The organism is Bacillus sp. FDAARGOS_1420 (assembly GCF_019344915.1).
Taxonomy (GTDB): Bacteria; Bacillota; Bacilli; order Bacillales; family Bacillaceae_G; genus Bacillus_A; species Bacillus_A mycoides.
On sequence record NZ_JAHWJB010000002.1, the window covers coordinates 2304239 to 2324420 of the forward strand.

Sequence of the window (20182 nt, forward strand, 5' to 3'; positions counted from 1 at the left end):
AATTTACAATTCACTTGACATATCAACTTATCCTTGATTATATTTGACTTACGAAATAATATACCGTTCGGTACATTATTTTAAAAACAAAAGGAGATGATATTATGGATGCTAAAGAAAAAATGACAACTGCTCTTACACAGAATAATGATCAGTTCCAATCACCTATTAATACAATCATGCCCGGATATATAACTCTATTATTTTCAATAGCTTGCGGGATGGCTGTGGCGAATATATACTTCGCTCATCCTCTACTTGATTCTTTATCAAATGCGTTTAAGATCAACCATTCAACTATTGGTGTCGTTATTACGATTACTCAAGTTTGTTATGCACTCGGATTACTTTTATTAGTTCCACTTGGTGATTTGTTAAACCAAAAAAGACTTATTATTGTTCAAATGCTTTTATCCGTTTTCGCTTTAATTGTGGTCGGATTCGCTCCTTCCAGTACCGTACTTTTTATAGGTATGGCCTTAGTCGGAATTCTTGCGACTGTTACGCAAACACTCGTCGCATACGCATCCATTTTAGCTAACCCAAAAGACCGTGGGCGAATAGTAGGTTTCGTCACGAGTGGTGTCGTAATAGGAATTCTACTTGCACGTACATTTGCTGGAACATTAACAGATTTAGCGGGATGGCGTTCCGTTTATCTTACCTCTGCTGTACTTATGCTCTTCGTAATTGGTTTGTTATATCGTAATTTACCTAATCTTAAACATAAAAAAACAGCTATGACCTATCCTAAATTATTACATTCCGTTCTCTTATTATTTGTAGAAGAGCGCCTCTTACGCATTCGCGGAATATTAGCATTGCTCATTTTCACTTCATTCAGTATTTTATGGACTTCATTAGTTTTACCTCTAAGTGCTGCACCATATAATCTATCACATACAGCTATCGGAGCATTTGGTCTTGCTGGAGTTGCTGGTGCATTAGCTGCCACTAAAGCAGGACAACTTGCTGATCGCGGATTCGGAGAGAGAACTACTGGCATAGCCTTATCCTTATTATTACTTTCATGGCTCCTAATTAAATTAATGAACCATTCTCTATTCCTACTAGTTATCGGTGTTATCCTTTTAGATTTAGCTGTGCAAGCTGTACATGTCACCAATCAAAGTATGCTTTTCACAGTGCGTCCAGAAGCGAGAAGTCGCCTCACTGCCAGTTACATGATTTTTTATTCTATCGGCAGTGCAACAGGTGCAATTCTTTCAACAAACATTTATGCAAGCTACGGATGGAACGGAGTTTGTATATTAGGTGCATCCGTTAGTGCTTGTGCTCTTTTATTTTGGGCAATGACCTTACGGCGATCATCATAAATAAAGGCTGTTTTCTCAAAGATTGTTACTGCTAAAACTAAAAGGCAGATTTAATCTACAAAACGTGTAGAATACTTTGCTATAATCAACCCAGGATATATAATTATGGTTAATCGAAAGGAGGGATAATAATGAAACAAGTAGCTCTCCATCAATTGCACAAAGAGCATAATAAACGAATAGCAGAATTTCATAAAAAACACGAAATTGAAATTCAACGTGGTGAAAATGGGAACGGTTTGTTAGCTAAATGGGAAAGATTTTTTTATAACAAGGTAATTTCCCCTCTAAATAATGTGAAATAATACCTACCTATTAAATGAATTGTCATCCTTGTACAGTTCATTTTTGTATCGCATTTTAAGTCAAATACGCATTACTCTTTTTTTCTTATTCAACTAAACTACTCCATTAGTTAAATAACAATAAACCACTGAATCTACCTAAAAAGCATCTGATTAATGATGCTTTTTATCTTTTCTTAATGCTTCAACTGTGAAATATTTAGATTTTTGGCAAGCTGAAATAAGTATTTGCTCTATCCAATTTTCAAATGCTAAGTTTTTATGTAACTCAAGCCAACGATACCAGTAGAGGTGACTATCCAAATAATACGTACAAACGCCTTGAAATCGTTCCATCCATCTTTTCAAGCGGCGATGAAAGTTATTAACGTGTTGTATGTGGAATATCCCTTTTTTTACTCGTTGATAGAGAGCAACAATCTATACGAAAACAGCCTAAATAAAAGGAGAATAATTTATTAGTGCATTTTTTAATATACTTTTTTTTACAAAACTATAAAATTGTGAAAAATACGATTCAGGATTCTCCAGAACGAACAAAATCCGCTATGAATAATCTTCTAAACACTGTGCGGATTTCATATGCGTCACTACATGAAAAGGCAGTCGAGACTGCAAAAGAAGTTGGTATAGTTGAAGTAAAACGTAACAAGAAAAAAGCAATTTTCTAAATGCTTACGAAAATATGCATTTAGAACTTGATAGAGAAAGACTCGGTTTCAAACGTAAATATGTAAGATGTAAAAAAACAAAAAGGGGTATCAATCTTTCTTGATTGATACCCCTTTTTACTTTGGTTACTGAACTAGCTCCGTAGAAAACATTCATTTAATTCTGGACAACTTATATGTTAAAAATTTCTTCATCCAATTTATAAACCCTATCTCTTTTCTCATCATTTTTGATAAAAGTAAGCTTTCCTTCTGTAACAAACCCTTCTAATATTAAGCATACTTGTCCAAAGGCTTTAGGCTTATTCGTTGTAAATCTTTCATCTGATATTTTACCAGATCGTATTAATTGTTCGCATAGCTCAAGTGCACTTATTTCTTCAGAATTAAATAATCCCAAAATATCTTTTTGCAAGGGCGATAAAGGTGCTGGGATCTCAGCTACCTCCACTTTTTCTTTTTCTTCTTCAAATAAATCTTCAAATGAAATTTGATTCATTACATCTTTTCCTTTCTAACAACTGATTTGTATAACATGAACTGAATCCTATAGGTACGAGAACTTTAAATATTAGTTATTGTTATGTAGTACTTACCTTATTACATGAATTTCAAACTCATGTACATCATTTCATATAGTATGTTTTGATTATACCAAATATACGTTCTGTCTTCTATTGTAGAATTTTTTATAACAGGAATAAAGGTAATAGTGAACATTTATCTCCTCGTTAGTTGTATATACTATGTGAAAAAAAACGGAAATAGTTTGCATAATAAAATTATAGTTTTCTATTAAATTTCTACGCTAAAACGTAAAAAAGCACTTGTTGCTTTTAGTTGACAATCAAGTGGCTTTAAGTTCATCTGTTTTTAAGTAACATTAAATTTGTCAGTTTTATAATAACAGTAGGACACCTTTTGTATGTCATGACAAATACTATATTAAAACTTACGAGTTTGTACGAGTCCGTTAGTTTCATGTCCATTCCATGTCTTTATATTCGTCGCATAGTAAAATGTCATCTCGCCTAAGCTCACACCTCGTTTTCTGTTCTATCATGGTACATAATACTCCATAATGGTACAACCATCATGAGTCTCTACTTTTAAACCACTTATTGGTTTTCTTTTCCACTGCAAATATATTTTGCTTTGCATTCACCTGTTTATGCACTTATATAAATTTAAGTTAAGCACCACGAACCTTATCTATTTTCTTCATCATACTCTAGGAATAAATCTTGTAAGTCACCATTAACAGGCTCACTATTATCATTAATAGTTAATTCAAACTCTACCTCTTTATCTTCAATCATTACTCCTTCATCTATTACACCTAAAACTGTTGATAAAGTGTCAACTTCTATTTGCTCAATTATTTTAAATAATACGTCTTTATTTTCATTAGAAAGTTCTGTATAAAATTTCAATGCTTCCTTCCAATATGGATCAGTCACTTCATTAATATTCGTATTCAAAAATAGTTCACGATAAGCTGTTAAATTCTCCCGTATTACTGATTGATGTAAATGCTTAATAATATCTTGTTTATTCATGTCTTCTATTTCCTCCTTAATTCAGGGTATAATTTTTTATTCAATTCAATAAGCTTTTTAATTTGAGAGTTTGGAATATCTGGATAAACCCTTCTTAATTCCATAATATCCCTTGCTAATAATTGTCTTCCATTCTCAATCCCTTTTGAATTTCTTGATACTATTCCTTTTGGTCCTCTGATTGTATGTCCAACTTTTGGTACCAATATTGCTGGTGCAACTTTTGGATCATAATCCGCAATAAATTTTTTCATGATAGCTTTTTGTCCAATATGATGCGCATCTAAACCTGGTACACCTTTTATTTCATTATAGAGACCTACATCATATTTAGCAGCTTCACCCGTACCCTTAGTTAAAACAAAAAGCGGTAACTGGGTTACCAATTACCGCTTACTCTTACTTACTTACTTACAAGTATTCTCTCAATTAAAGTCAAATACTTCTTCAACATCATTTTTCATTAACTTTTGTAATTATACATCAAGCCCGTCTGTTACTTTCCCTTCGCTTACTCAAAGCTAGGTAAAATAGTTTATTAAATGTACAATTCTACAAAACTTTTCCTTGTTTCAAAAATCTAACAAAATAAATTAGAACATACACAAGTCATAAAAAATTATTCTCCTGGTAAGTGAATATTGATGAATATGTCAGTATCATTTAATTGACTGGAAACTACGTTCAGAAATTTCATTCCATTTTCCGAAACACTATGTTGAAAATTTATATCAATTATTTTTTTCTCAAAGTTGTCTCCATAATCTTTAAAATACTGCTTATCTTCAATATACACTAAGTAATTATTAATTTTTTCTTGTAGTACGTCTAGATGCATGTCTTCATATTCCCAGTCTAGATAGTCTATTATTAACAACTTTAGATTTTTACCTTCTACTCCAATTGCATCTATCTGATCCACATCTATAACTGCCATATTTTCTCCTATCCTATATATGTCTATTGCAATAATCTACAATGTACTCATATATATTTTTTTCTTCATTAATAAATCTTCCATATTCGTGTTTTTCTATTAGATTTTTTGCAATATTTTTAGCTTCTTTATACTTTCCTGTATTTATTAATAATAACATATCAACAAGGTTATAATCATAAAGTTGATTTTTATCCGAAGATTTCGAGAAAGAAAGGAAATCATCAAAGCCTTCAAAACACTCTACAGTCTGCTCCAAATATTCATAGCATTTACCTATTAATTCATTAGCAACATCTCCTAGACTTTCTACATCACCATATTTTACATCATTGTAAAAAGCCTCAAATCCGTCAACTTTGTATGCACCGTTTGCTCGTAATCCAATAGGTTCATTACTATTAGATTTCATATTAAAAACTTCCCAAAAAATATCATCTGTTATATATGGCTTCACATACCCTCTAATTCTAACAATATCATTTTCCACACCAGTCGCACCAATATGCATATATATAAAATATTGTCCTATTTTCTTATAATAAATTCCACCTCTTGATTTTAGTTTATATTTTTTCAATTCTTTTTTTATCGAGGCACTAATTCTCTTATCTAAATCTTTTCTTTTAAGTTTCATATTATATCACTCCCTTATGTTGGGTCTAACGATTTTAACAGCAGTCCCAGGCGGAATCTCGACTCCATTAATAAATATTCCCTTCCCTTCTCCTACAATAACTCCTCCACTTTCAAGTAATTCCACAAATCCATCTCTTTGATTTGAAGTTAGTGGAGCTGTAGCAGAAGATTTATATTCTGCTATCAACAATGCTCCTGTTTTTTTATCATATCCAATTGCATCTACTCTAATTTTTGTTCCGTCCTTAGTTACAATTGTTATCTGTTCTTGAACATCAGTAGCCACTTTCTTAAATTCATTTATTGCTTCTATTTCAAAATCTCTTCCTTGATTCCGTAGTTTCGCCCACTTATCAGAAGCTTCTTTCCAATCTAATCGGTCACGAACATTTTTATCAGATTTAGTATTTCTTTTTACATAATCTTGATACTTAGATTCTAATACATCATCAAAAAATTTCCCACTTGAATCAAGTCCAGCGACCTTATTACCAGTATTATCTACTCTTTTACTAGCAAGAGAAGCTCCTACACCCTTAATCTTATCATCTATAATCTTATTACTTTCTGTATGATGCTTATTCACCCAGATTTGGAAATCTGCACCACCTTGTTTAGATATTAGTAAGCCATTTCCGTCAACTTCAAAACTTGCCGATTTGGCTGTCCTATCATCTATGCTTTTGGCTATTTTTTCGCCAAGTTGATACATCTTTTCATTTCCGGATTTCTCCATTTTAAGGCTCGTTAGTTTCAAACGGTCAAGCATAATAGCTTTATTATCACGCAATGATTGTACCACATTTTTACCCAAATTCGGATTAAAACCAGGCATTCCTTCTTTGAATTTTAATAATTTCGCTAAATCAGCTAATTCACTCGTGCCTTTGAATGCTTTTACTCCTTTTCCTACTGCTCCAACAACTGGGATTGCATCTAATCCGCCAAAAATGATGTTTCCTACCCGCTCTTCTTGGCTCAATTTCCTATGTGTTCCCCAGTCTTCTCCGTCGATACCACTTTTGATTTGTACAGCGCCGTATACTACTGCCGCAGCGGCCCCGAGTGGTGGGCAAAGGATTGTTGCGAGGATAATTCCCCCGCCTATTGCTAGGTCACGTATTGTTTCTAGTTTTTTCTGTTCATCTTCTATCGATTTGTATTCAAATCCTCGTGTGGATGGGACTACTTTCTTGTATTCTTCATAATTTAGCTTTGCATCTGGATTTTGTTTTTTTAGTTCTTTGTATTCTGCTCTAAGTACGTTATCAAATGCAGGTGAATCTTTAAAAATATCTTCTACTGTTATTTTATCTTTTTTTGTTTGTATTGTTTGTGGTACACTTCCGTACCCCGCGTGCGAGTCTGGTAATACTGTCGTTGTTGTAGAGCCAATTCGGTTATTTGTTGTGAAACTGAGAATAGATGTATCCCTCATTTTTTGAGCGAATTTATCCATTTCTACTAAAAAAGGTTTATCTATATGTTCAGAGACTACTCGCCCTGCTTCTCCGCAATATTTTTGTAATGTCGAATAGCTCTCAAGTAATTCTCCGATTTTTTGCGATTGATCTTTTGGGTTAAAATGTATACTACCATCTGAGTCTAAATCTCGTATTCTTCCATCAATTCTTTTTAATAATTCATTTGCGTCCCGTAATTTCATGAGAGCATCTTTTGTAATTCGATTCATACCATCTCCCATGTCTTGCCATGGTTCAGGTCTATATTTCACATCCATTTCGTTTTCATCCCCCAGCCGTATGGTGATTTCTACAACTTACTTAATCTTTCACGTAATTGTTCGTCCTTTTCAAGCATTTCTACACATACATTTCCTACAACTTTCGCCGATCTAGAATAGTGTTCAGCCAATTCAAGTGTTTTATGTAATATATCAGGATATTTTTCAATTACTCTCATCGCTTCACCTTTTTGATAAAAATCACTGCTTAGTAAACTCTCAATATTCGTTCCAATGACGTCTACATGGATTGTATATATGTTTTCTAACTTCATTACTATATCAAGTAGTTCTTGAAAATTAACTAATACTTCTTCTCCACCACTAGAACCGCCATCTCCCATTGATACTTGCATTATTCAATACCTCCTAACGAGAATTGTCTCGGGTCAATTAATTTTTTATACGGCATTTTTAACACGTCATACAATTTCTTATTCACCGCATAGAGGCTCACCCAGTCATATCGATTACGTTCTACATCTATTTGAACGAAATCTTCTCCTTCAGTGAAATATAAGAAACATTCCCATTTTCCTCCTCTATTACTCCGAGGCCTCGTATACGTTTCCATCGCTATAACGTCTTTATTTGATAAATCTTTTTCCTCAAATGTTTGTTGTTCTGTTTCTGTCATTCTCTTTGAGAAAAATGTATCTTCTATTTCCCTCGGTTCTCTCAACAAGAAAGGGATGCATATTAATAATGAAAAATATACGTCTGGCTTTGGTATGTAGTCGATCTCGTATTTTTTATTTGGCTCTACTTCTGTTAATACAGCCACTCGATCTTTATCATGTTTCAAAAAACCAATTAATACATTATTAATTCTCGTGTATTCATGACAATTTTCATATTCCTTTAATAGCTCAATCATTTGAAAAGCTGCAGGGGTAATTCCATTTTCGCTTGTAAGTAAGCCTTTTTCTTTTAAACTCGTAGTTGCTTTCGTGACACATTCTTCATCAAGTAAAATAATTACGTCACGGTTTGGCACTCCAAATATATCCGTAACCCCAGCTGCACCTGCGAGAACATATAATTCAGCAGGTGCAAAATTCATTTCTTTTCCCATTCTTTTATCCCTCATTTCTCCATCACAACTGTTTTATCGTCCTTACTTCCGGTCTATCTCCGTACGTTTGAATACTTTTATCTAACTCTTTCAAAGCTTTCGTATGTCCTTCAAATGCCTCTACCATTTCTGAATTATATTGAATGATTAAATCTAGATAACTTAAAAAGGCATCTCTCGTTTTTCCATTCCAGTTCGCACATGTAACATATGCTTTTAAGTTTTTCGCTTGGTTTAAAGAATCCTTCATACCATTTTCAATATTTTGCGCGTAAGAAATGGCACTTGCAGTGTTACTTCCTATAATTTCAACCTCTTTACCACTCATGTGGGTTCCCCCATTCCTTATATGTTTAATGGATAAGATTTTCAATTTCTTTTTTCTTTTCTTCAAAAGCCTTGGTCGCTGCAGCGTATGCTGACGCCTTCTCCGCTTCTGCTTTCGCTTTATATTCCAAATACTTTGCATAAGCTGTACCTATCACAGAGCCAACATCACTTAATGCACTTTTAAAATAGGATAATAATGTATTTAATTCTTCATCCTTTTCATGACGTTTTTGTTCAAATTCAACTGCCGGAATTTTATTAGCTTCTAAGCCATTACTTTTACTCTCATAATCTCTCTTCGCTGATTCAGCATCTTGAATGAATTGTTTTAACTCTCTTTCTTTATCTTTTAAATAATCATGTAATTTATCATACTGATCTCGTTTCCTCGCGCTTTCTGTAAAACCCGATGCATTTAAAAAAGCATTATACAATTCATCTAACATCTTTCTCCCCCTTTATTACAATAACTATGTAGTTAAATTCGTATATTTAAACATGAATATTCATTACATTAAGAATTAACAAATAATTATTTTTACATATTGCTATTTTATCAAAGGGGTTTTAACATTTCCATATTTTATAAAGTGAAACTTTAATCAGTGGGGGTTTTGTTCATCCCCCACTGATTATTAGCCTTCACCAATCGGGCGTTTATGGGCAGTTTAATCTCCCACCTAACCCCTTTGCTCCTGCTGAATTTTGAGGTGGGAGTTTTACTGCCCTCAAATAGCGGGATAAAAAGCTGTCTCACTTTTCTTCAATAAAATGAAACTGGGATCAATATGACTATATATTTATGTGCAGAAATAATAAAAAAACACTGCCAAGCGCAGTGTTCTGGCTACCTTCACATATCTAGTAAGCTAAGAAAAGCGACAATCCAAAACAAAAAAATAGCGAGGTTACTATTGTAGCATCTCGAAAGCAAGCAGTCTCTAAAGCTTAGTTAAGCAGATACAATAAGCAAGTATTCTATGTTACGAATGAAAAAGGATCTGATATGAATATCAGATCCCTTTTCACTGCTTCTTTTATACATTTAAGTTCTTCATACATACATCGCTTCACACGAAGTTGCTATTTACTAGAACACTATAGCCGGTTCATACGTGCTTAAATTATTATACACAGTATTTGCAATACTAGAAGGAAGGTTCACACACCCTCTAGATCCACCTTTTCCGCTGGCTTTTTAATAGAATCAACGTGTATTTTTATTTGTCGGACTTAATTTTTTCGCAATACTCTTCTAAAGTTAACCCTTTTTCTTTTAGATAAACAGCAACTTCTTTTCCTACGTAACGATAGTGCCATGGCTCATACTTAATGCCAGTAATATTCTCTTTATCTTTTGGATAGCGGAGAATAAACCCATACTCTGCAGCATTCTTATCTAACCATTTGAATGCATCGGTAGTTTCAAATTTTGCATTTAAATCTTCTACAGTATTCTGCCATTCAACTGAAATAATGTCTAATGCTAATCCAGTATGATGTTCACTTGCGCCAGGATACTGAAGATATTCCAATGCCTTAGCACTAGCCTCTTTATCCGACAAACCTTGAGATTTATAGCTTTTAACTGAAGCATCATAATACGTTTGTTGTAATTTTATAGCTCGATAACTTGATCTTAAATAAAGATTGATCCCCTCTTTTTTTGCAGCTGTTACCATATCCTGATAGGAAGTTGCAATTCTGCTATCGATTTTCATATTTGGCTTAGCATTTTGGGTAATACTTGTTAATTCAATTCCTAGTTCCTTTGGTAACATATGCTCTCTATTTACAAGGATAATTCTCCAATCATTAAGATCAGAGATAGGTAAAACATCTTTTTTATTCGCATTTATCTCATTTTTATTTTTATCGTTATTATTAGTAGTTTCCTGAGATGTTTGCTTTCCACTACAAGCAGCAAGGCTCCATCCCAATGTCAATACCAATGCTAAAATTATAAATTTTTTAATTGTATCTCATTCCCTTTTTGTTTATTAGTCTTTATACCAATTTCCCAACACATCTCTAGGAATATCCTTGAAATCCTTCAAAGAAACGGGACCTACAAATTTTTTAATCCCATGATTTTTAGAATTTTCATCCGAATAATCTTTTAAAAATTGAATTTTAAATTGTTTCTTACCATCAGCATAGTCGGTTACTGTCGGTACGAGTGCCGCTTGTCGTATACCAAAAGTTTTATCTTCATACTTAACAAATTGTATATAGGATAATCCTCCAACCAATGTTTCTAATTTTTCTTGAGCAGAAATAAGATTTCCAAGAGAATAATAGATTAGCGTTTGATGTCCATCTTTATTTTGTTTCCACTCAATTGGTTGAATTACATGTGGATGATTTCCAATTACTACATCTACACCTAGATCTGTTAAATATTGAGCAACTTCTTTTTGTTGTTTTGAAGGTGTAGTGGTATATTCAACTCCCCAATGCACCATAACAATCACCATATCAGAACTACTCTTTGCCTTTTCCACATCATTTTGTATCGCTTTTTTATCAATTAAATTTAATGCCCAAGACTTATCAGCTGGCATTTTAATTCCATTCGTACCATATGTATAATTAAGTAATGCAAAACGAATCCCATTTTTTGTAATCGTTTTTATTTCATTGCGCTCGTTTTGACTCTCATTAATGCCTACCGGGATAACATCCGGATATTTCTTCCAGTATTCTCTTGTATTCGCAACACCTTTAATACCCATATCCATAGCGTGATTTGTCGCTTGAGTCACTATATTGAATCCAGTATCCACTAAAGATTGACCCACTTCTTCAGGTGTATTGAAAGTAGGATATCCCTGTACTTTTAAATTATTTCCTGCAATCGGGGTCTCCTGGTTCACTATAGCAAGATCACTTGATTTAACAGCTTTTTTGATATTTTCATAAATATAGTTATAATCATATGAACCGTCTTTTTGTTTGCCATCTTTAATTACTGCGTCATGGTATAAATTATCACCCGTTGCTATTAAATTCACAACCGATTTTACTTTTTTATCTTCCGTAAAATTAGGAGACTGTTGGATAGGACTTTTATCTACCCAATTTGGTGCTTTTAATGATGTATCTATATTGGATTGAGCCGGTGGTAATGAGGCTTTAGATGTCTTAACATCTGTATTACCACAAGCGGTTAAAAGCACTAAAAAAATAAGACATAATAAAAAAAACTTTTTACTTCTCTGTAAAGTATCTAACATGTGATCCTCTTTTCTGTTTTATTACTTATAACCAGTTCTAACAAATCATTCTTTAAAACAACGTATTTTGGTTTTACCCTTAATTATGGAAGGACACTTTGTTACATTTGCTTCGGAATATACGGATAATCATTTTCCATTCTCTAGCAATCTATCAATTCCATCAGAATTGATAGATTGCTAGAAAAACATGATCCATCAGGATGTCGACTAGATTCTAATCAATCCTCCAGATATTGAGTTTCATATACCTGTTCCAATTGCAGTAACTGATTTAATCTAAACAAGATAGGAGAATAGTTCATATAGCCTCTTCTCTTGCTTTACGTTCGTGAGTGGCTCCAAAAAGAGGGGATCGTTGCTGTAACCCCCTTTAAATATTATGGAAGCTTTGTAACTAATTTCTTTACGTTAAGCGACAAATATTATACCGATAAAAACAAGTAAGACCCAAGAACTTATTTTACCAATATACAAAAAAAGTAGCAATCTTTTCTACGCCCTATATAAAGAAGCCAATTAGGAGAAATGCAAAAGGAAATGGCATTTTATATGTATCGTACTCTGAATTGCACATAATTTTTATCAAAAACAATAAATACATAATTCCCCGTTTGTTTTCTATGAATTTCCGCAAAAAAAATAGAGGTAGTACCGACATTGGTACCAACCCCTCATCCAATCATTTCAATATAATTTCACGCTCTCTTCAGCGAAAATAGAATATAGATTTTTTCAATTTCATGCGATTCTTCTAATACCCACGAAGTTTGATTTAAAATCTTCTGTAACCCTTCCAATCCAAGATACCTAATTTGCACACCAATAAACTCCGTAAATCCAAGGTATCCCGGATTTACATGCGCTCGGTCGAAAATTAATGAACCCGTGACACGGGCATCCGCTGGGGAATTTTCAAAGAAACGGTTTAAATTCTCAATGATATCTGAATCCGAACCATACTCGAAAAGCCCCCTTCCGATGAACAGAGCTGAATCCAACCTGAATGTTCCAAGCTCATTTTTAATAATGAATCCGGTTGGCTCCAGTTATAATGAATTGTATTAAGAGTTATATCAAGACCATGGAATCGTTCCCCCTGCTGCTTCAAGACACCCATACACCTTTTTGCGAAATTAGGGCCGTAAGTATCAATATCTAAAATATTAATCTCAATCTTTCGTCCCTTAAGTAATTCCGGGTCTGATTCCTGTATTAAAATCAAAGTATTGATACTGTCCGTAGCAGCACCACCAGCTATATTAAAAAAACAAAGACCCCGTTCAGGGAATTGCTTAAGCTGAGGCAACAAAATTTCCGACTGGTGTCTGCAAAGATCCCTCAGCCTAATCCGAAGTCCCATAAAAGAAGTTTGCTTCACCGCCCACTTGTCCCGAAAGCCTAATTTTATCCCCTTACTTAAACCAGGGCCTAGTTTGTACAGTAAAGTACGCATACCGCTAAGATAGGAATCATCAACATTCGACATTTTCACAAAGATATTTTGAATAAAGCTAGGCATCTTTTTTAACGATTCAATGCTCCGGGCTGATTTGAGGCAATTCAAATGATACACCTGTTCATCAATACTTTCATTAAAAAGGGGATGAGTGATATCCAGCACCGGCAATTAAATTTCATCCTCAAAAACCGCATAGAGGATTCGCTGATTTTGATTTACTTCCATATTTTGAACTCCACCTCGCTTAAGCGATCAATTTCGAACTAACTAAAATACAAAGCTAGTATAATTCTGCTCTTCCAGAAAGATTTAAAGTTGCGGTTGTATTTACTTGCCATTCCGCACCGAACACAAAAAATGATACGTATTTATAGTATGCTTTTTGATATTACACTTTTCTTCTAGACGACAAAATTGATGGAATACAGATTAACGAGCACTCGGCTAATTCACCTATTTTCCCCTGCAAATTTTTAGTTTTAATTTATTATATTCGCTCTCCAATCCATGTCCGGCCAACTAGTTTCTTTTCGTTCTTCCTAGAAAATATCCATTCATTCTATTCAATTCCTCATCTTCCTATTCCTTCATTGGTCAATAAAAAAACAAGCCATCCAACTCACAAAGACTGAATTGGATGGCTCTATACGATAAAGAGAATTTATTATTTGTATTACTTCAATTTACCCTCAAAAACAATTTTTCTACCACACGGTTCAACTTCTGTTTTTCCGTCTTTCTTTACTTCATGAAAGATTGGCTCTTCCATGCGACGAGACGGTGCATATCCTTCTTGTTCCATACGCGCTAAGCAGTCTGTAATCGTTTCGTTTTCTAGTACTTCAAATTTTTTCTTATTAGGTTGTTTTGTCATGCCCTAACCTACTTTCTATTTTTCTTGATGCGAATTGATTCTTCATGTAGACCATATATACCATTGCGAGAATTCCCATTATAATCATAACCGCAATAAAAAAGCTTGTATACTGTATTTTTTCTATAAATACGCCTCCTAATACAGGTCCCATAATACTTCCTATACTAAAGGCGATTCCGGATAATATATTACCTGCTGGTAGTAAGTGTCTCGGTAATAAATCTGTCATAAATCCAAGCCCTAGTGAGAAGCATGAGCCAATGACCATACCTGCTATAAGCATACATGCAAAGACAATCCAGTAATATTGATCAAATACTGCTGCGAGTAGGAAAATGCCCGTACTTACGCTGAACGTCCATGTTAAAATACGATCTCTTCCGTATTTATCACTTAATATACCGAGTGGAATTTGTGTAATAATGCCCCCAACTGCGAATGCTGGTAATAAGAAGGAAACTTCCGATACAGACCATCCTTTGCGAAGTGCGTATACTGGTAAGTTACTATTTAACATCGCTTCAAGTACGCCATATGCGAGCGGACCAATTAGCGCAATCCAAGCTAATCCAACGACTTGTTTATAACGAGAAAAGGATGATTTACTTTCAGTTTTTGCCTCATCTTGTGCTGGAAATGCATTTTTCGTTGGTAGCAGTAAAAGCCATCCTATTAAGCAAAGTATAGTAGATACGATAAATGGTGTTGCAAGACCGTACTGAACAGTGCTTGCTAAATACGGGCCAACTGCGAAACCAATTCCGAAGAATACACCGTATATCGATACTTGTCTACCTATTTTACTAGGATCTGACGTTGTCGTAATCCACGTTTGCGTTCCGACATGGAGCATATGATCTCCAACACCAACTAGGAACCTAAGAATAAACCATATCCAAAATGAAAATGTTTGTGTAAAAAAGAATAATGAAATAATAACGAGAAACCCACCAATTACGATAATTGGTTTCATTCCAAACTTTTGCATCGGTTTTTCAAGAAACGGTGAAATAAATAATATCCCGATGTATAATGCCGTCGCATGAATACCGTTAATACTTGAACTAACCCCTTCTTGTTCAAAAATCATTGCGATGGCAGGTAAGAGCATCCCTTGTGATAAACCTGAGATTGCCACAATCCCAACCATAATCCAAAAAGTAAAACGCATTGACATCCCTAATCTCTCCCTTTTGTAATTCACCACACTCATTATATATTGTTTACTGTGGAATAAGAAAGAACTAGTGGCTGAAATAATTTTGGTTTTCCCACAAAAAAGAAGCTAGATACATTTCATCTAACTTCTTCCTCAACCTACTTATCTTCTAACCAATCCTCAACATGTTTTATAAATACATCTAAACAATCTATAAACGGTGAATGCCCGCAATCTTCTAATATCGTCAACTCCGCATTTGGCAAATGTTTCGCTAATTCCTCGCCAACTACTTGTGGTACCACATAATCTCTGTCACCTTGTATGACGAGTGTCGGAGCTTTAATACGATGAATTTGCTTATTTCCCTCTACAACCCCGTTATGTTCATCCGAAATATTAAATGTAATGAGCGCATAATTCACATCTACGAAATTACGTTGCGTTAACATATCATCTAAATACTTTTCATAACGATCCGGTTCAGGTTGATTATGTGTATATATTAATAGATTCCATACTGTACGGTAATATAATTTATTCATATTTTTTATCGCATCTAGCACTGGAGCAATTTGTACGGGATCTTGCGCGATTTCTTCTTTCGTCTTTACTAAACTTGATACGATCGGTTGCCCGTTAATATCTTTTTTAAAAATTGGATATCCCTTCATTCCCACTGATTCTACTAAAATCAACTTTTCGACAAATGTTGGATGATTCGCTGTAAATTGCATCGCAACACCACCGCCCATTGACCATCCCATTAATGAAAATTTTTCTAGTTTTAATTGATCGATAAATAGTTTTACATCTCTTGCAAAATCTTGTAATGAATCTATCGATTGATTATATGTTGATTGGCCAAATCCTCTTAAATCAAGAGCGTAAATATGGTATTGATCTTGCAACTTTTCAATAACTAAATCCCAGTGTTGTGACGATGTCATGTTCCCGTGAATGAGTACAAGAATTTCTGTATTTTGCCTTCCAACTTCCTGATACGCGATCGTTTCTCCGTTCGATAGTGAAACAAACTCCATTGTTGCAGGCTTAATCATCACAAGTTCCCCCATTCTTTTAATAGAAAGAAAATTCTTTACTTAATTAAAGAATACCATGTAGAATGTACGTTCTCAATACAAAATCTATACGAAATTTCCACATAAAACAACATGTCTATTACTAGACAAGTAAAATAAAAAGGTATATAGTTAGCTAGGTAACTAATTTGAAAGGATCAAAATACATGGACGAAAAACAACATTTTTTTCACATTGTCAGTCAAACTTCTCGTAAGTTCACGAAGAAATTTAATGAACGTGTATCTCCAACAGGATTATTTAGTGCGCAATGGGCTGTTATTTTCCGCATTAATCAAACTGGATCTTGTACTCAAACAGAATTATGTCAATATTTAAATGTTGAATCACCAACGATGACTCGCACGTTAACACGTATGGAAACGATGGGCTGGATTATTCGGACGGAAGGAAAAGATCGCCGTGAGAAGCTCATTTCCTTATCGGAAACAGCAATAGAAATGATTCCAGTATGGCAAGAAGAAGTTGATTCCTTTGAAGAAAAGACGCTAGAAGGTATTAAAGAAGAAGACTTACATGAAGCTTTTCAATTGTTACAACAAATTATCAAAAATTTAGATCATTAATTTGGAGGGATGACGATGCAAAGTGAAAAACTTTGGACGAAGGATTTCCTCGGAACTTGTTTTAGTAGTCTGTTTCTCTTTTTAACATTTTACATGCTTATGACTACTCTGCCTGTCTATGTTATAGACAGCCTAAAAGGAAAACCTGAGGAAATTGGTTTAGTTGCAACTGTTTTTCTTATTTCATCTGTTTTATGTAGACCATTCACAGGAAAATGGCTCGATGATTTAGGAAGAAAGAAAATATTATTTATTTCACTTTCACTATTTTTAGCCGCTACTGTTATGTATTTCGGTACGCAAAGTTTATTTTTATTACTTGCCCTTCGCTTCTTACATGGTATTGGATTCGGAATGGCAACGACAGCAACTGGAACAATTGTAACTGATGTAGCACCAGCTCATAGACGCGGTGAAGCACTTGCTTATTACGGCGTATTTATGAGTCTACCGATGGTAATTGGTCCTTTTTTAGGTTTAACAATTATTTCTCATTTTTCATTTACTGTACTATTTATCGTGTGTGCAGTATTTTCATTACTCGCATTTTTATTAGGATTACTAGTCAATATTCCGCATGAAAAACCAGTAAGTAAACAAACACGTGAAAAAATGAAATGGAAAGACTTAATTGAACCATCTTCTATTCCGATCGCTCTGACAGGATTTGTTTTAGCCTTTTCTTATAGTGGCATTTTATCCTTTATTCCTATTTATGCGAAAGAACTCGGTTTAAGCGAAATTGCAAGTTACTTCTTTATTCTATACGCACTTGTTGTTGTAATCTCTCGTCCATTTACAGGGAAAATATTTGATCGTTTCGGTGAAAATGTACTTATTTATCCAGCTATCATTATTTTCACAATTGGGATGTTCATTTTAAGCCAAGCGCAAACTTCATTTTGGTTCCTTGGCGCAGGTATGTTAATCGGTTTAGGATACGGAACATTAATTCCAAGTTTCCAAACGATTGCGATTTCTGCCGCTCCAAACCATCGACGTGGTTCTGCGACAGCTACTTACTTCTCGTTCTTTGATAGCGGCATTGGCTTTGGTTCTTTCATTTTAGGTATAGTCGCTGCCAAATCAAGTTATCATAATATGTATTTTATCGCAGCTATTATCGTTGCGTTCACTTTACTTCTATATTATGGATTACACGGACGAAAACAAAAATTCAAGAAACAAAGTACAGACGGACAAATATCTGCTTAACGTTCATAAGGAAAGTAAACTTACCCGTTTACTTTCCTTATTTTGTATTTATTTTAAGACGAGCGTATACTTATAATAGAAACTAAAGGAGGTACATGCATGAATGTAAAGAAATCTCCCCTGCTATTACTGTTACTAGTATTACTATTCGTAGTTACAGGGCTTGGGTTTACTTTTTTTAAAAATAATAAAACGACCCCCACTAAAGCAAATGTCACAAAAGAAAACTGGTTAGACGATCCTTACTTACGCTGGTCGTATACACATATGAAAGAATTCACTTTAATAAATGAAGTAAAAAACATCCCTGACCAAGTTGCTCCCTTCCCTACCGCGTTACAAAACTTAGACGATTTTGCTGTGGAGCGTAGATTTGGAAATACGACTCCTCTAAAAAAACTTTTAGACGAAAACAAAACAGACGCTTTTGTCGTTGTACATAATGGTCAACTTGTTTATGAACGATATTTCAATGAATATAACGAGAGTAATCCTCATGGAATGGCATCGTTAGCAAAGGTGTTTACTGGTGCCATCATACAATCTCTCGCTGAAGAAAATCTTATTGATGTAGAGAAAACAGCTAACACTTACATAAAAGAACTAAAAAATACACCGTTCGGAAAAGCTACACTTCAGCAATTAATGGACATGCAAGTTTCCGCTGAATACCCTACTCATGGATATATGCAGCTAGGACTAGAAAATCAAGATGCACAACTATATTTAGCTAGTAATATTTTACCCCGAGGTAAAAATTACGAGGGGCCTATGAAAATTTATGATATGTTACTAGAAGCAGAAGAAACTGCACCACCCGGTTCCTCTTTTTCTTACAATAACGGATCAACAGAAACACTCGCTTGGATTATCCGAACAATCACAGGAAAATCATTAGCTGAAAATGTAAGCGAGCGAATTTGGTCTCAAATTGGTATGGAAGAAGACGCTTATTACGTTACAGATGAAACAAAAGTAGAACAAGCAAGCGCTGGTTTAAATGCAACTGCTAGAGATATGGCGAGGTTCGGGCAATTACTTTTAAATAATGGTCAATATAATGGAAAACAAATCGTCCCTTCTTCTATTACAGAAAGTGTGAAAAATGTACAAGAAGGTGAGCTCGCAATTGGTCGTGGTGCTTCCATTTCTTATCATAATCAATGGTGGATTCCGCACAATGAACAAGGTGCTTTCGAAGTGTTAGGCAGTTACGGACAAACTCTTTACATCGATCCGAAAGCAAGTATGGTAATCGTCCACTTCTCTTCTAACGCTGCGCCTAGTAATGAAATCCATTCGGTTTATTCCGATATGTATATTGATATTGCACATCATTTGGAGAAGCTTCCACAGTAGTGGAGGCTTTTTTTATTTACCCAAATCCTATTCCAGTTAGTACTTGGTTAGTAGGAGTTGCCGAAAGAATTACTATTTAAGCCACGCCTAAACCCCATTTATATTGATAATATTTTAGTAATTTGAAAACACTAGTGCTTAGGAAAGGAGGGATTACGAATGTCTGTGAAAAAGCTATTAACTGGATTAATCATTTCACTTGCGATGATTGTAGTTATGACTACTTTAGGTTCGCTCCGTGTATTTGCCGAATCCGACGTTGTGAGACAGCCTATTGAGGTTGAATTGAATGATGATTACTTTAATCCGAGTATCATCACTGTTCCGGTTGGGAAAACGACGACGTTGCTATTGAAAAACAAAGGAAATAGAGAACATACCTTTACGGTGAAAAAACTCGGAATTGACGCCGAAGTCCCGTCAGGAAAAGAAATAACAATTACCGTAAAACCTGAAACTCCCGGTACATATGAACTAATATGTCGGTTCCACTACTTGAAAGGAATGGATGGAAAAGTAATAGTCAAATAACAAGCGGTACCGGTCCTTACTTTTTTATAAAGTGAAACTTAAATTCGCGGGGGTGTCCCTCCCCGCAGATTATGAGC

At 34.5% G+C, this 20182-nt stretch carries 22 protein-coding genes and 2 pseudogenes; 7 read left to right on the plus strand and 17 right to left on the minus strand.

Features of this window, described 5'->3' with window-relative positions; genetic code table 11:
* The first annotated feature begins 104 nt into the window (after positions 1-104).
* Both I6L50_RS22055 and I6L50_RS22060 read left to right on the plus strand, forming a co-directional pair.
* Positions 105-1337 (plus strand): MFS transporter, encoded by a 1233-nt coding sequence (locus I6L50_RS22055; RefSeq protein ID WP_219303107.1) that lies wholly within the window; start codon positions 105-107, stop codon positions 1335-1337.
* 131 nt (positions 1338-1468) lie between these two features.
* Positions 1469-1642 (plus strand): hypothetical protein, encoded by a 174-nt coding sequence (locus tag I6L50_RS22060; protein WP_219303109.1) that lies wholly within the window; start codon positions 1469-1471, stop codon positions 1640-1642.
* Positions 1643-1795: 153 nt separating this feature from the next.
* Here the strand turns inward: I6L50_RS22060 and I6L50_RS22065 are convergent.
* A pseudogene (locus tag I6L50_RS22065) lies at positions 1796-2047 on the minus strand (IS1595 family transposase); the annotation flags it as partial.
* A 92-nt stretch (positions 2048-2139) separates the two neighbouring features.
* Here I6L50_RS22065 and I6L50_RS22070 point away from each other — a divergent pair.
* A pseudogene (locus tag I6L50_RS22070) lies at positions 2140-2417 on the plus strand (hypothetical protein); the annotation flags it as partial.
* A gap of 68 nt (positions 2418-2485) precedes the next feature.
* On the opposite strand, the gene I6L50_RS22075 reads toward I6L50_RS22070, so the two are convergent.
* The 16 genes from I6L50_RS22075 to phaZ form a co-directional block, all read right to left on the minus strand.
* Positions 2486-2812, minus strand: coding sequence for a DUF3895 domain-containing protein (locus tag I6L50_RS22075; protein ID WP_219303111.1), 327 nt, complete (start codon positions 2810-2812; stop codon positions 2486-2488).
* 709 nt (positions 2813-3521) lie between these two features.
* Entirely contained in the window at positions 3522-3872 is a 351-nt protein-coding gene (locus tag I6L50_RS22080; RefSeq protein ID WP_001041138.1) for a hypothetical protein, read from the minus strand.
* 5 nt (positions 3873-3877) lie between these two features.
* On the minus strand, positions 3878-4258 hold the full coding sequence (locus tag I6L50_RS22085) for a hypothetical protein (RefSeq protein WP_219303113.1): 381 nt from the start codon (positions 4256-4258) through the stop codon (positions 3878-3880).
* A gap of 233 nt (positions 4259-4491) precedes the next feature.
* Positions 4492-4809, minus strand: a complete 318-nt coding sequence (locus I6L50_RS22090; protein ID WP_000268336.1) for a DUF6572 domain-containing protein — start codon at positions 4807-4809, stop codon at positions 4492-4494.
* A 13-nt stretch (positions 4810-4822) separates the two neighbouring features.
* Complete coding sequence (locus I6L50_RS22095; protein WP_219303115.1) at positions 4823-5446, minus strand: hypothetical protein; 624 nt, start codon at positions 5444-5446, stop codon at positions 4823-4825.
* Positions 5447-5452: 6 nt separating this feature from the next.
* On the minus strand, positions 5453-7189 hold the full coding sequence (locus tag I6L50_RS22100; RefSeq protein ID WP_219303117.1) for a hypothetical protein: 1737 nt from the start codon (positions 7187-7189) through the stop codon (positions 5453-5455).
* Positions 7190-7221: 32 nt separating this feature from the next.
* Positions 7222-7548 carry an MFS transporter gene (locus tag I6L50_RS22105; protein ID WP_070144015.1) on the minus strand — a complete coding sequence of 109 codons (327 nt, stop codon included), beginning with the start codon at positions 7546-7548 and terminating at the stop codon, positions 7222-7224.
* Complete coding sequence (locus I6L50_RS22110; protein ID WP_219303119.1) at positions 7548-8267, minus strand: DUF5081 family protein; 720 nt, start codon at positions 8265-8267, stop codon at positions 7548-7550. Before I6L50_RS22110 ends, I6L50_RS22105 begins: the two co-directional genes overlap by 1 nt.
* Before the next feature lie 22 nt (positions 8268-8289).
* Complete coding sequence (locus tag I6L50_RS22115; RefSeq protein ID WP_070170403.1) at positions 8290-8595, minus strand: WXG100 family type VII secretion target; 306 nt, start codon at positions 8593-8595, stop codon at positions 8290-8292.
* Positions 8596-8620: 25 nt separating this feature from the next.
* Positions 8621-9043 (minus strand): hypothetical protein, encoded by a 423-nt coding sequence (locus I6L50_RS22120; RefSeq protein ID WP_219303124.1) that lies wholly within the window; start codon positions 9041-9043, stop codon positions 8621-8623.
* Between the two features lie 774 nt (positions 9044-9817).
* Positions 9818-10549 carry a M15 family metallopeptidase gene (locus I6L50_RS22125; RefSeq protein WP_219303125.1) on the minus strand — a complete coding sequence of 244 codons (732 nt, stop codon included), beginning with the start codon at positions 10547-10549 and terminating at the stop codon, positions 9818-9820.
* A gap of 48 nt (positions 10550-10597) precedes the next feature.
* Positions 10598-11833 carry a CapA family protein gene (locus tag I6L50_RS22130; protein ID WP_219303126.1) on the minus strand — a complete coding sequence of 412 codons (1236 nt, stop codon included), beginning with the start codon at positions 11831-11833 and terminating at the stop codon, positions 10598-10600.
* Positions 11834-12761: 928 nt separating this feature from the next.
* Positions 12762-13463, minus strand: a complete 702-nt coding sequence (locus tag I6L50_RS22135; protein WP_242311009.1) for a hypothetical protein — start codon at positions 13461-13463, stop codon at positions 12762-12764.
* Positions 13464-13968: 505 nt separating this feature from the next.
* Complete coding sequence (locus I6L50_RS22140; protein ID WP_000166302.1) at positions 13969-14169, minus strand: NETI motif-containing protein; 201 nt, start codon at positions 14167-14169, stop codon at positions 13969-13971.
* On the minus strand, positions 14153-15349 hold the full coding sequence (locus I6L50_RS22145; protein WP_219303127.1) for an MFS transporter: 1197 nt from the start codon (positions 15347-15349) through the stop codon (positions 14153-14155). The genes I6L50_RS22140 and I6L50_RS22145 overlap by 17 nt, the downstream gene beginning before the upstream one ends.
* 140 nt (positions 15350-15489) lie before the next feature.
* Positions 15490-16407, minus strand: a complete 918-nt coding sequence (gene phaZ / locus I6L50_RS22150; RefSeq protein ID WP_219303128.1) for an intracellular short-chain-length polyhydroxyalkanoate depolymerase — start codon at positions 16405-16407, stop codon at positions 15490-15492.
* A gap of 173 nt (positions 16408-16580) precedes the next feature.
* Here phaZ and I6L50_RS22155 point away from each other — a divergent pair, with 173 nt between their 5' ends.
* The 4 genes from I6L50_RS22155 to I6L50_RS22170 all read left to right on the plus strand — a co-directional run bounded on the left by I6L50_RS22155 (position 16581) and on the right by I6L50_RS22170 (position 20105).
* On the plus strand, positions 16581-17000 hold the full coding sequence (locus I6L50_RS22155) for a MarR family winged helix-turn-helix transcriptional regulator (RefSeq protein WP_002013810.1): 420 nt from the start codon (positions 16581-16583) through the stop codon (positions 16998-17000).
* Between the two features lie 15 nt (positions 17001-17015).
* Positions 17016-18215, plus strand: coding sequence for an MFS transporter (locus tag I6L50_RS22160; RefSeq protein ID WP_219303129.1), 1200 nt, complete (start codon positions 17016-17018; stop codon positions 18213-18215).
* A 99-nt stretch (positions 18216-18314) separates the two neighbouring features.
* Positions 18315-19574 carry a serine hydrolase domain-containing protein gene (locus tag I6L50_RS22165; protein WP_219303130.1) on the plus strand — a complete coding sequence of 420 codons (1260 nt, stop codon included), beginning with the start codon at positions 18315-18317 and terminating at the stop codon, positions 19572-19574.
* A 159-nt stretch (positions 19575-19733) separates the two neighbouring features.
* The gene (locus tag I6L50_RS22170; protein WP_002013813.1) at positions 19734-20105 is read left to right on the plus strand and encodes a cupredoxin domain-containing protein; all 372 of its coding nucleotides are present in this window, start codon (positions 19734-19736) and stop codon (positions 20103-20105) included.
* Positions 20106-20182 lie beyond the last annotated feature (77 nt).